This window comes from Pseudoalteromonas prydzensis (assembly GCF_011050055.1).
GTDB lineage: Bacteria > Pseudomonadota > Gammaproteobacteria > Enterobacterales > Alteromonadaceae > Pseudoalteromonas > Pseudoalteromonas prydzensis_A.
The window spans coordinates 36,617-47,732 of the sequence record NZ_DRGM01000143.1 but is presented as its reverse complement, the minus strand read 5'-3'; the positions used below and the strand labels follow the sequence as shown (position 1 = coordinate 47,732).

General features: G+C 41.0%; 13 protein-coding genes and 2 tRNA genes. 5 read left to right on the top strand and 10 right to left on the bottom strand.

Annotation, left to right across the window (positions count from 1 at the left end; genetic code table 11):
- Window positions 1-4 precede the first annotated feature (4 nt).
- The 3 genes from ENH88_RS13760 to ENH88_RS13750 all read right to left on the bottom strand — a co-directional run bounded on the left by ENH88_RS13760 (window position 5) and on the right by ENH88_RS13750 (window position 591).
- Window positions 5-97: transfer RNA gene (locus ENH88_RS13760), tRNA-Ser, on the bottom strand.
- Window positions 98-148: 51 nt separating this feature from the next.
- A tRNA-Ser gene (locus ENH88_RS13755) sits at window positions 149-239 on the bottom strand.
- Window positions 240-450: 211 nt separating this feature from the next.
- Window positions 451-591, bottom strand: a complete 141-nt coding sequence (locus ENH88_RS13750) for a hypothetical protein (protein ID WP_167542975.1) — start codon at window positions 589-591, stop codon at window positions 451-453.
- A 323-nt stretch (window positions 592-914) separates the two neighbouring features.
- Here ENH88_RS13750 and ENH88_RS13745 point away from each other — a divergent pair, with 323 nt between their 5' ends.
- A complete protein-coding gene (locus ENH88_RS13745; protein ID WP_304182915.1) occupies window positions 915-1,769 on the top strand; it encodes a diacylglycerol/lipid kinase family protein in 855 nt (284 codons plus the stop codon).
- 76 nt (window positions 1,770-1,845) lie between these two features.
- Here the strand turns inward: ENH88_RS13745 and ENH88_RS13740 are convergent, their stop codons facing one another.
- Window positions 1,846-2,781, bottom strand: coding sequence for a DMT family transporter (locus tag ENH88_RS13740; protein ID WP_304182914.1), 936 nt, complete (start codon window positions 2,779-2,781; stop codon window positions 1,846-1,848).
- Between the two features lie 128 nt (window positions 2,782-2,909).
- On the opposite strand from ENH88_RS13740, the gene ENH88_RS13735 reads away from it, so the two are divergent.
- Complete coding sequence (locus tag ENH88_RS13735; protein ID WP_304182912.1) at window positions 2,910-4,352, top strand: PLP-dependent aminotransferase family protein; 1,443 nt, start codon at window positions 2,910-2,912, stop codon at window positions 4,350-4,352.
- A gap of 72 nt (window positions 4,353-4,424) precedes the next feature.
- Here the strand turns inward: ENH88_RS13735 and ENH88_RS13730 are convergent, their stop codons facing one another.
- Complete coding sequence (locus tag ENH88_RS13730) at window positions 4,425-5,222, bottom strand: YggN family protein (RefSeq protein ID WP_304182910.1); 798 nt, start codon at window positions 5,220-5,222, stop codon at window positions 4,425-4,427.
- A 408-nt stretch (window positions 5,223-5,630) separates the two neighbouring features.
- Here ENH88_RS13730 and ENH88_RS13725 point away from each other — a divergent pair, with 408 nt between their 5' ends.
- Entirely contained in the window at window positions 5,631-5,819 is a 189-nt protein-coding gene (locus ENH88_RS13725) for a PA3496 family putative envelope integrity protein (RefSeq protein ID WP_145240019.1), read from the top strand.
- Between the two features lie 50 nt (window positions 5,820-5,869).
- On the opposite strand, the gene ENH88_RS13720 is transcribed toward ENH88_RS13725, so the two are convergent.
- Together ENH88_RS13720 and ENH88_RS13715 are read right to left on the bottom strand one after the other, a co-directional pair.
- On the bottom strand, window positions 5,870-6,361 hold the full coding sequence (locus ENH88_RS13720) for a glutathione peroxidase (RefSeq protein WP_304182909.1): 492 nt from the start codon (window positions 6,359-6,361) through the stop codon (window positions 5,870-5,872).
- A 233-nt stretch (window positions 6,362-6,594) separates the two neighbouring features.
- Window positions 6,595-7,461 carry a LysR family transcriptional regulator gene (locus tag ENH88_RS13715; protein ID WP_304182907.1) on the bottom strand — a complete coding sequence of 289 codons (867 nt, stop codon included), beginning with the start codon at window positions 7,459-7,461 and terminating at the stop codon, window positions 6,595-6,597.
- A gap of 167 nt (window positions 7,462-7,628) precedes the next feature.
- Here ENH88_RS13715 and ENH88_RS13710 point away from each other — a divergent pair, with 167 nt between their 5' ends.
- Window positions 7,629-8,783, top strand: a complete 1,155-nt coding sequence (locus ENH88_RS13710; protein WP_304182906.1) for an iron-containing alcohol dehydrogenase — start codon at window positions 7,629-7,631, stop codon at window positions 8,781-8,783.
- Window positions 8,784-8,799: 16 nt separating this feature from the next.
- On the opposite strand, the gene ENH88_RS13705 is transcribed toward ENH88_RS13710, so the two are convergent.
- A complete protein-coding gene (locus tag ENH88_RS13705; RefSeq protein WP_304182904.1) occupies window positions 8,800-9,099 on the bottom strand; it encodes an AzlD domain-containing protein in 300 nt (99 codons plus the stop codon).
- Window positions 9,096-9,806 (bottom strand): AzlC family ABC transporter permease, encoded by a 711-nt coding sequence (locus ENH88_RS13700; protein WP_304182902.1) that lies wholly within the window; start codon window positions 9,804-9,806, stop codon window positions 9,096-9,098. Before ENH88_RS13700 ends, ENH88_RS13705 begins: the two co-directional genes overlap by 4 nt.
- Before the next feature lie 123 nt (window positions 9,807-9,929).
- Here ENH88_RS13700 and ENH88_RS13695 point away from each other — a divergent pair, with 123 nt between their 5' ends.
- A complete protein-coding gene (locus ENH88_RS13695) occupies window positions 9,930-10,586 on the top strand; it encodes a cytochrome b/b6 domain-containing protein (protein WP_304182900.1) in 657 nt (218 codons plus the stop codon).
- 67 nt (window positions 10,587-10,653) lie between these two features.
- Here ENH88_RS13695 and ENH88_RS13690 read toward each other — a convergent pair whose 3' ends face one another.
- Complete coding sequence (locus ENH88_RS13690) at window positions 10,654-11,106, bottom strand: c-type cytochrome (RefSeq protein WP_304182899.1); 453 nt, start codon at window positions 11,104-11,106, stop codon at window positions 10,654-10,656.
- Window positions 11,107-11,116 lie beyond the last annotated feature (10 nt).

Below are 11,116 nucleotides of genomic sequence, written 5' to 3'. Positions count from 1 at the left end.
TAAATGGCGGAGAAGGAGGGATTCGAACCCTCGATAGAGCTACAAACCCTATACTCCCTTAGCAGGGGAGCGCCTTCGGCCACTCGGCCACCTCTCCGGCGCATAAACTGTCATTTTGATAATCGAGTGAACCACCAAAACGTAATAATGGTGGAGAGATAGGGATTTGAACCCTAGAGGGGCTATAAACCCCTGCCGGTTTTCAAGACCGGTGCATTCGACCACTCTGCCATCTCTCCGTTGGGAGGGAATAATACGCAGGTGATTGGGGTGTGTAAATAGGAAAAAGATCGTTTGCTGTTTTTTTGTTCTAAAAAGTGGTTTTTTTTATAAAAAAAGGGTTTTTAGGGAGTTTAAAGAAGGGGTTGCAGCAAACGAGGGAGCTAAATAAGTGGTTTCATTTAGTGGTTGGGTGTTTGCTGCACCGCTAAAGCAATCATGGTTGGGTGATTACTTGTATTGAACTGCGCCGCCAAGAGCTAGCTTTTTGCCGAAACGGTTAAGTCTGGCAAGCATTTTTGCTTTGCGGTTGGTCGGTTTTACGGCAACATGGGTAGCTGCACTTTCGTTTAAAGTATTAACTGGGTTCATTACTTTGCTCCGGGTTATGTCTGTTTTGACAACACGGCTATTTTGACTTTAAATTGCACAAAAATAAAACGATAAAAATTAGGGTGGTCGGATAAAAATAACTAATCCGAATGATGTTTGTTAAGGAATGATTCAGATAGGGGGTGCTGGTTGTTATGCATGGTTATGAAATTTTAAATGGGCTAACCGCCTTGTTCAAATACAATATTGTACTATCGCTTATATTTTTATGCATTAGGTAATAAATAAAGTGACTAATTATTCAGATGAGTTTATTTTTTGAAAACGTCTATTGTCATGTTTTTAAATAGGCAGGTATCTAGATGCTAATAATTATTAAACCAAGTACGCAAAAAAAACATAAAAAAAATTGTGCTTGGTTGTTACAACAGTGTCAAAAACGCGAAATTAGTTACACTATTTTTTACACAACAGGCCATTTTACCAATGATTGCCAAAAAATAACTCGTTTGGCTCAGTCACAAATGCGTGTTGTTGTGCTCGGTGGGGATGGCAGTTTGCATTTGGCTGTTAACGCATTGATGGCATTAAATTGCTCATTGGCATTATTGCCACAGGGAACAGGCAATGATTTTGCCCGTGGCTTTGGTTGTAGCAACTCAGCCTGGCGTAATGCTATTTTTAGTGATCACCAAGTAAAAATTGATATTGGGCAAATAAATAGCCGTTACTTTATTAATATTGCGGGAGTTGGTTTTGATGCGCATGTGGTACAGGCATTACAAGCCAAGCCAGTGTTATCCGCGTTAGGTTATAGTTTTGCAGGCTTTAAGCATTTATTGGCTTATCAGGCTACTTGGCTAGAGGGACGTTTTGCTGGGCAGCAAGTTGGGTATCATAATTTGCTTACTGTATTTGCTAATCATCATTATTTTGGTGGTGGTTTGAAGATAGCGCCCAAAGCCCAATTACATAATGGTTATTTAGAGTGCTACAGTATGGCTGCGGGTGGTTTAGTAGGTAACTTATATAGTTTTATACGCTTATTGCTGCGTAACCACCACGATATGACAGGGCTTAGTTATCAGCGTTTAACCATTGCGCATATTGATACCCCTAATTTACTGATAGAGGCTGATGGTGAGCTGGTTGGGATGACGCCTGCCACCGTGACTATTCATTCGCAAGCGCTGCGTTTTTGCATACCGCAGTGCTAAATTTAAGTAATAAGTTCGCAATAAAAAAGCGCCTAACAGGTAGGCGCTTTTGGCGTTAGTTGCGTGTATACGCATTCTAACTGGGGATGGAGCGTTTACTGGCAAGTGATGCCTTATGTGACTCGATAAACGCTTTAATTCTTTTTGTGGGTGTTAGTACAATGGCATTACCAAGCAGTACTAAACTAAAGCCGATAAATGTATTGGCTTGCCAACTAAAACCTTCAAATAATGTACTTAAAGTCACTGCAACCAATGGAAATAACACAATCACATAGCTGGCACGTTCTGGGCCGATATTTTTCAATAGGGCAAAGTAACAAGCAAATGCGATCACCGTACCAAACACCGATAAATAAACTAATGAATACCAGTAACTAGCAGGCGCAGATAAGCTCAAGCTAGCATCAGTAATTAATACATAAAATAACAACCCAACCGCGCTGTATAGCATGCCCCATGCATTGCCTTGCATAACACCAATTTGTTGTTGGGAGTTACGGACACTGACCATATTACCCAATGAAGCCACAAAGGTACCGACTAAGGCAAGTAGTAAACCGACCAACGCCCCATTACTCAAGTCGAACTGCTGTAATTGTGGCCAGAATAAACTTACGATACCCACGACGCCAATTAATGCACCGCTATAAATTCGTTTTGCTATTGGTTTAGCAAAGAATAAGCGGGTATTTACTATATTCATCAGCAGCAACATTGAAAATGCGATTGACGCCATGGCAGACGTTAAATAATTTTGCGCCCAATACAGTACTAAGTAATTTAGGCCAAAGTTACACAGCGCCAGTAATACGAAAAAACCATGATCGCGACGGCTATACTGCATTGGTAACTTTTTAACAGTTACCCAGATCCACATTAATATGGCCGCTAAACTAAAGCGATAAAATAGTGATACTTCAACGGCAATGTCGCCTAGTTGAAATTCGATTGCGAGCCACGTAGAACCCCAAATCAAAACAGTTAAAGTATAAAGCGCGATGCTTTTCATGGCCGATCCTAGTGTGTCGATTAAGTGTTTATTTTAATCTGCTTCTGTATACTTAACATATACAGAAAATTAGAAATGCAACCTGTACAGATTTTGACGGTTGATAAAACTATTTTGAGAGGCATCGAATGTCGTTAGTAGTAAGTAAAAGTAATCACGATTTTTTATACTTGCAAGTTATGCAGCTGATCCGTGAATTATCAGAGCAAGGAACTTTACTCCCTGGTGAAAAGTTACCTTCGCTGCGCAAAATGGCCGATAAACTTAAAGTCAGTATTCCGACGGTGAAATTGGCTTATCAATCACTTGAAGCACAAGGGTTGGTTGAAGCACGAGAAAAGTCAGGCTATTTTCTAAAGTCATCGACTACGCAATTAGCACGACCTAGGCGAGTAAAGCTCAGTCGTGAGCCGGTTGCGGTAAATATGCAGGTGTTGATAGAGCAAGTTTATGATGCTATTCACCAAGCGGGTGTGGTGCCATTTGGTATTGCTAATCCAGTGGCGGCAGCGCCAACCGATAAAATGCTGAGCCGTACAATGCGCCGAGTTATGTCTATAGCAGGCAGCCGCGCAATAAATTATGGTGCAATGGATGGCTTTGCCCCGTTGAAAAAGCAGTTGATCCATCGCTATTTAGATTTTGGTATTGGTGTCGATCCGCAAGAGCTGGTGATCACTAACGGCGCACAAGAAGCGTTGGCTATTGCCCTTAAATGTGTGGCAAAAGCGGGCGATGTGATTGCCATTGAGTCGCCTTGTTATTTTGGCATTATTGAATTGATCGAAAGTTTAGGGCTGAAAGCACTTGAGATCCCATTATGCCCTGATGATGGGATCTGGCTTGATGATCTTCGCCAGGCTTTACAAGATCATGATATTAAGGCTTGTGTTTTCTCTACTTCGATTAATAACCCTGTCGGCAGCTTTATGCCTGATAGTAAGCGTAAAGATCTGGTCGTATTATTAGAATCTCATAATGTGGTATTAATTGAAGATGATGTTTACGGCGACTTACATTTTACTGCGCAACGAGGCACACCTGCGCAAGCTTACTCAACGAAAGGGTTGGTGCTTACCTGTGCGTCTTTTTCAAAAACGGCAACACCGAGTTATCGCGTTGGCTGGTTGATTGCTGGTAAGTTTGCAGCCCAAGCACGGCGCTATAAACGCGCATTGAGCTGTTCTACTTCGTTGATCAATCAGTGGACGTTATATGAATTTGTACAAAGTGGCGAATACGAGCGAAACCTTAAACTACTCAAACAGCGTTTACGTAATAACAAAGAGCGCATGATCTGGTGCTTACAACAAGCCTTTCCGAGTACTGCGCGGATCAGCGATCCGCAAGGTGGTTGTGTGATCTGGATTGATTTAGGGAGCGGGTACGATAGTGTTAAACTGTTTCAGCTAGCGCTCGAAAATGGCATTAGCATTACTCCTGGCTATATTTTTTCCGCCACCAATAAATACCGTAGTTGTATTAGGTTAAGTTATGGTTTGCCATGGAGTGAAAAACTTGAGCAAGCAATAAAAACGCTTGGTGAGCTCGTTCATTTAGCTAAAAAATAAAAAAGCAGCACCTTTTAAAAGAGTGCTGCTAAAGGGATATCAAATTTTTAGCGTGTAGAACCAGAGTTCTGGTTAGTTATTTTGTTTATAACTAAATAATTGGTAATCTTTCAGCTCTGGTACTAGTTTAACTAATTGTTGCTCTTGCTCTGCAATTGTTGAAAAGTTACCGCACAGTGCGTCAGCGCGTTTTTCTAATTGACTCGCTTGTTGCTCAACTTTGGCTTCGATTTCTGTCCCCATATTTTCCATGCGCTGTTCAAAGGCTTGCATATCACCACCTGAGCCCATTAGTTCTGAACCTACTGCCATTAAAATGCTGCCCATTGATTGCATCATGGCAGCTTGCACGGCGCTTTCTATTTGCTGATCAAATTGGCTTTCAAAGTTTTCGCCAAATTGGTTAAAGCTTTGTTGCCCCATTACAAAAGCGCCTTGTTGATAAAAGGTGTTTTCAACTTCAACTTGAATATCTGCCATTAGGGCATTGATGCCGTCTAGGCCATCGATATTAAATGCATTGGCGACTTCTGCAATGGCAACACCCGCGATTTTTACCCCATCAAGGGCAATGTTGGCAACTTCAGGTAATTGGCTACGCAGGCTGTCTGAGTAATTACTGATCGCTTGGTGTTGTTGACTGTTTAGTGGCAAAGTTTGGCCATCGATGATTAATTCACCATTATCAGCAAAAGTCATGGTGTGATTATCTGCGGTAAATATTTCTAATTCGCTTGGTTTGATACGAATATCATTTTTAAATTCAATATCGCATGATTCACTATTGAAAGAGATATTAGTCTCATTATCATTATGTGCCATTGCCCCTGTGGCAATGAATAAAGAACTTATTAATAGTAATTTTTTCATTTTAATTTCCTGCTAATTTGTTGATTGTAACCAGTACGTATTTTTCGTATTTAATACTTATCAAGTTTGATGCCAATAATTTTTAGCATTTAAAAACAAAGGGCTAACAGTTTTTTGTGGTTTTTAAAGAGGATGCTCAGATTATAAAAAAGCTATTTTTTAGTCATTTTGACTAATATGCATCAATGGATAAAAGATGTTTATCGTTTCGATAAAAAACTCTCACTTTCCAGAATTCAAATTTAGCGCTATTTATTCACAATATCGACATAACACTATTCTACAGTGGTGTTGTGGCTTTATTTTAGTGCGTTTTCATCATCTGAAATCGTGCTGAACATTTTTAATTTTACCAATGATAGTGATAAAAAATCCTGAATTGGTCTCAAACACTTTATGGAGTGGGTTGTGGGTAAGACATTTAGTTACGATGCGCTAGATGACGATTTTGTTGAAGACGAGTACGAAATGGTCGGGCGTAATCAACACGACAAGAATAAGCAAAAGGTAAAGAAAAAGTTGGAAGACTACCTTGAGCAAAAACGCTTGCGTAAAAACTTGGGCGATGATGACTTGGATGAGTATTTAAACGACTAAGAGATAATTTAGATAAAGAGGCAAATTGCCTCTTTATTGCTTTTAGCAGCTCATATATTGTTGCTTTTAAGGGCTTTGATAATAGCGCCTTCGATTTGTTGCGGCTTAGTAAATGGTGCAAACCGTTTGATCGCCTTACCGTCACGGCCAATTAAAAACTTGGTGAAATTCCACTTTATTTTGCGGGTTAAAAATCCCGGTAATGCAGACTTTAAATGCCTGAACACAGGGTGGGCGTGCTCGCCATTAACATCCACTTTGCTCATCATTACAAAGTCTACGCCGTAGTTAATTAAGCACCCTTGCTCGATATCTTTGGCGCTGCCTGGCTCTTGCTTACCAAACTGATTACACGGAAAACCAATAATTACTAATCCTTGCTCGGCGTATTTTGCATGTAATTGCTGCAAGCCTTCATACTGTGGTGTGAAACCACATTTACTCGCTGTATTGACAATTAATACGACTTTGCCTACGAAGTCTGAAAAATCAATTGTCTGACCTTGAAGGTTGCTGGCTGAAAGTTGGTGAAAGTCGTTCATGGTAATCACTTATTATTGTTGTTTGCTAAATTCTATCCTGAGTTGCGACAGACATACAGCTTAAATTCTAAGCGCATTTAATTTATTAAGTTGAACGCTAGATAATGACGTACTCTTCAGCGGCAATTTTCAACACTAACTGCGTTGAGTTTATTTGCAAGAAGCAAGTGTCTGAGGCGCCAATTCGCTTAATCAGAGCGCAACTTAGCGATGAAATTTTAGCTATTAGTGCTTTAAGGATTAAAGCTGGCAAGTAAATATTCAATTAATAATCGCACTCGGTACGGCATTAAGTCTTTACGTGGATAGATCAGCCAGGAGGCGTTGTCAGTTACTTGGAATTCATCAAGTAAGGTAACTAACTGCCCCTGTTGAATATACTCAGCAACAATATCGGTGGCTAAATGGGCGATCCCTAAGCCCGCTAATGTTGCTGCAAGCAGTGCGCGAGGATGATTGCTGCGCCAGTTACCGGCAACTTTAACTTCTTTTATTTCATTATTAAAATTAAAACGCCAGCGTTTCCCCAAAGCGATTAAACAATTATGCTCTGTTAATTGGTATGGCGTAGTTGGGATTGACTGATGTGCTAAATATTCTGGGCTGGCAACGAGCGTCATTATGCGAGGGCTAAGTGGTCTTGCAATTAAGTTGGAGTCTTGCATACGGCCAAAGCGAATCGCTAAATCAAAGCCTTCTTCGACTAAATCGACATTGCGATTGTTAAAGTCCATATCTACTTCAACCTCAGGGTAGCGTTTTACAAACTCCACAATCTTAGGTGCGACATGACAGGCCACAAACTCACCGGCGCCAGAAATTCGAATTAAGCCTTTAGGTTTGCGTTGTTCACCTTGTAGTTGGTTATTCGCGTCGATTAATTCTTGCTTGATTGCTTTGAGCTTTATGGCGTATTCGCGGCCAATATCGGTGAGGCTTATTTTTCGTGTGGTACGTTGAAATAATACGGAGCCTAAGCGGTTTTCAAGCTGTTGTACTTGGCGACTAATGTGGGATGTAGATACTTCCATGGCTTTTGCTGCTTGGGTAAAGCTGCCATGTTCAACTACATGCAAAAATTCATCGAGGCCTTGCCACATTTCTTTGTTCTCAAAATATTAAGTAATACTAGTTTATAGCATCTATTGTTGCAGCTGTGCAAAAGTGATTCTCTGAGCTTGCTCTTTTAATAAATCATTAAACCCATACAATTACTAAGTCACCTAATTTGGCTCATGAGAGCAAACTGTCAAGCAATGGAGTAACCATGTTAAATTTTAGTTTTGCAAACCCAACCAAAATTCATTTCGGCGAACAACAAATCGCTTTAATTAAAAATGAGATCCCAGCAGACGCAAAAGTATTAGTTACTTATGGCGGCGGCAGCATTAAAAGTAATGGCGTTTATGAGCAAGTTGTCGATGCATTAAGTGAACATACTTGGTTTGAGTTTGCGGGTATTGAGCCTAACCCAAGTTATCAAACTTGTATGAAAGCCGTGGCTTTAGTGCAAGAAAAGCACATTGATTACATTCTTGCAGTGGGTGGTGGTTCAGTCGCTGATGGCAGTAAGTTTATCGCTGCGGCGGCAAATTATGAGGGTGAGCCATGGGATATTTTAGCAAAAGGTGGCGAGATTAAATCGGCTATTGCTCTTGGTGTGGTATTAACGTTACCAGCTACGGGCTCTGAGTCAAACGGCAATAGTGTTATTTCAAATCTTGAAACGCACGAAAAGCTTGCATTTGCTAGTCCATTTGTACTGCCAAAATTTGCAGTACTTGATCCTGCGGTGACTTTTTCATTGCCTGAGCGCCAAGTGGCAAACGGCATTGTCGATGCATTTGTACATACGATGGAGCAGTATTTAACTTACGATGTAGGTGCTAAGCTGCAAGACCGTTTCGCTGAAGGTATTTTAACGACCTTAATTGAAGAGGGTCCTAAAGCGTTTAGTGAGCCTGATAACTATCAAGTACGTGCAAACATTATGTGGTCAGCAACGATGGCACTGAATGGCTTAATTGGTGCGGGTGTACCACAAGATTGGTCAACGCATATGTTAGGTCATGAAATGACCGCTATGTATGGTCTTGATCACGCGCAAACGCTTGCGATTGTATTACCACGGATGATGGCTGAGCAAAAAGAAACTAAGCGCGGTAAAATCTTACAGTACGCAGAGCGCGTATTAGGATTAGACATTAGTGATGAAGATGCCGCGATTGAGCAGGCAATTACTGCAACTGAAGCGTTTTTCCACAGTGTGAATATGCCAACGCGTTTAAATGATTATGAGTTAGGCGAAGAAGTTGCTGATAAAATTGTTGAGCAGCTTGAACGCCACGGTATGACAGCTATTGGCGAACGTGGGCAGGTCACGCTAGATAAAAGCCGCGCTATTTTATTAGCCAGCGTTTAAATTAGCCAAAAAGAGGCTAATTTAAGATCAAAAATAAACCCATACCAACCAAGGTTGTGTAGTAAATATTGTGTGTTTTATAGGCCACAATAATGGCTGCCACAGCGGCGCTAAGGTATGGGTTTTGCCAATCTAAATTTATTCCCTCATCGGTTACAAATACAATCGGTACCCAAATTGCTGTTAACACTGCAGGTGCACTAAAGCTTAAAAACTGCTGCATTTTCGGGCCGACTTTAAACGGCAGTTGGCGATGTAAAAATAAATAGCGAGTAAAAAAGGTAATGCAAGCCATTAATAAAATAGTGGTCATCATACATTATGCTCCGTTTTACTTTGAATGCGACTAATAATATAGCCAACGCTCATTGCTGTTAATGCCGCAGCCACTAACCATAATTCAAAGCCCTGGCTTTTAAGTAGCGTTGCCATAACACCCGCGGTGATCACTGTTGCTAATGTGGCAAGGTTTTTAATGCCTGGGATCACCAAGGCAATAAAGGTGGTGGCAATCGCAAAGTCGAGCCCAAGGTGAGTTAAATCGGGCAGCAAACTGCCTGCCACTATGCCAATTAAGGTCCATAGATTCCATGCGATGTAAAAGCTAAAGCCTGCGCTTAATGCATAGATCAATCGTGTTTTTGTACGATACGCTTTGCGATGATGGGAAAATGCAAATAACTCGTCGGTCAGTACAAAACTAACCGGTAAGCGCCAACGCATGGGTTGATCAATCACTTTGTGACGTACAGCCAAACCATACAAAAAGTGCCGTGAGCTAATAATAAAGGTGGTAAATAAAATGGTCAGTAATGGTGTGTTACCTGCTATTAGTTCAATGGCAACGAGCTGCGCCGAGCCGGCAAATACCAGTAACGACATAGCTTGAGTTTCAACTGCAGTAAAGCCATTTTGAATTGCTAAAGAGCCACATAATATCCCCCATGGAACCACCGCTAAACATAGCGGTAGCATATCTAAAAAGCCTTTTATGAGTGGTGCGCGTTTGCTGCTAAATGTCATTCATATTATTCATTACGGTAATTAATGCCCTTAGTCTGCCATAGATCAATTAACCCTGAACAGCAAAGATGCTAAATTAACAAAAGTTTGAAATAATAAGCTTTTACGCAAAAGAGATTAAACATGCACAAAATTAAAGTATGGGATGGCTTTATCCGCAGTTTCCATTGGTTATTAGTGATTGCTATTGCAACGCTCTACTTTAGTGCTGAAGAAGGCATGATGGAATTACACTTTGTGGCTGGCTTTTTCACCTTAGCGCTGTTGTTAACTCGTCTTATTTGGGGAGTAATAGGGAGTAAAACGGCTAAGTTAACGGCACTTATTCACTCACCGATAGCTGTACTTAAGTCTTTGCAACATGGTGATGCCAAGCTGGGCCATGGTGCTGCAGGTAGTTACATGGTGATTGCATTTTTTATTTTACTATTAGTGCAGTTACTCAGTGGCTTAATGACCACTGACGATATTTTAACGGATGGTCCGCTGGTGCAATATGCATCAAGCCAAGTTGTCGAATGGGCAGGTTGGCTGCATCATAAAAACTTTGATCTACTATTTTACGCGATTATTTTGCACGTAGTGGCGATTGTTATTTATCGCCTAAAAGGCAAAAAACTAGTCAAAGCGATGATGACCGGTTATGCCGCTGAAAAAAATAATGATAGTAACGAAGAGCTAACAAAATCACCGTGGGCTGCGATAATTATTTTTGTCGTTGTATTTGCTGCATTACTGATGACATGGGGCGCAGAGCCTGTGGCTTACTTGTTTAGTTAAACGGTTCAACGGAGCAAAACGGCGCTAATTTAGCGCCGTTTTAGTTTTAAGATTATCGCATTAAAGATTAATCTTTAAATGATGTGTGGCAATCTTTACAGCCTTTAGCCCATGGGCCAAACGCTTTAGCGATTACTTTTTTATCGCCCGTTTGTGCTGCAACGGCAAGTTCGTCAGCGTATTGCTGGAACGCTGCGGCTTTTTTCATGAAAGTTTCGTTATCACTCCAAATGGCTGGCAACGCAGATGTATCACCTTTGTCAGAGCCTGCAACAAACGCTTCCCAAGGCATTTTTGATAATGCTGCTGCGTTATTGGCTCGTTGTTGAAAGCGCTCAGCATCGAATGGCACTTTCCCTTTAAGCATATCGCCCATATCACCGATTTGTACGCGGATCATTGAAAACGCAGCTTGGCGATATTCAATTGCGTCACTTGGCTTTTCAAATGCTGAATTGGCAGTTGCACCAAATGTGAGTGCACTCAGTGTTGCACCTAAAAGTAATTGCTTTAATTTCATTCCTTTTGCC

Coding starts and splice junctions, on each gene's coding strand:
- ENH88_RS13750 (WP_167542975.1), bottom strand. CDS start 591: ATGAACCCAGTTAATACTTTAAACGAAAGTGCAGCTACCCATGTTGCC.
- ENH88_RS13745 (WP_304182915.1), top strand. CDS start 915: ATGCTAATAATTATTAAACCAAGTACGCAAAAAAAACATAAAAAAAAT.
- ENH88_RS13730 (WP_304182910.1), bottom strand. CDS start 5,222: ATGAAAAAATTACTATTAATAAGTTCTTTATTCATTGCCACAGGGGCA.
- ENH88_RS13740 (WP_304182914.1), bottom strand. CDS start 2,781: ATGAAAAGCATCGCGCTTTATACTTTAACTGTTTTGATTTGGGGTTCT.
- ENH88_RS13695 (WP_304182900.1), top strand. CDS start 9,930: ATGCACAAAATTAAAGTATGGGATGGCTTTATCCGCAGTTTCCATTGG.
- ENH88_RS13720 (WP_304182909.1), bottom strand. CDS start 6,361: ATGAACGACTTTCACCAACTTTCAGCCAGCAACCTTCAAGGTCAGACA.
- ENH88_RS13690 (WP_304182899.1), bottom strand. CDS start 11,106: ATGAAATTAAAGCAATTACTTTTAGGTGCAACACTGAGTGCACTCACA.
- ENH88_RS13705 (WP_304182904.1), bottom strand. CDS start 9,099: ATGATGACCACTATTTTATTAATGGCTTGCATTACCTTTTTTACTCGC.
- ENH88_RS13715 (WP_304182907.1), bottom strand. CDS start 7,461: ATGTGGCAAGGCCTCGATGAATTTTTGCATGTAGTTGAACATGGCAGC.
- ENH88_RS13700 (WP_304182902.1), bottom strand. CDS start 9,806: ATGACATTTAGCAGCAAACGCGCACCACTCATAAAAGGCTTTTTAGAT.
- ENH88_RS13735 (WP_304182912.1), top strand. CDS start 2,910: ATGTCGTTAGTAGTAAGTAAAAGTAATCACGATTTTTTATACTTGCAA.
- ENH88_RS13710 (WP_304182906.1), top strand. CDS start 7,629: ATGTTAAATTTTAGTTTTGCAAACCCAACCAAAATTCATTTCGGCGAA.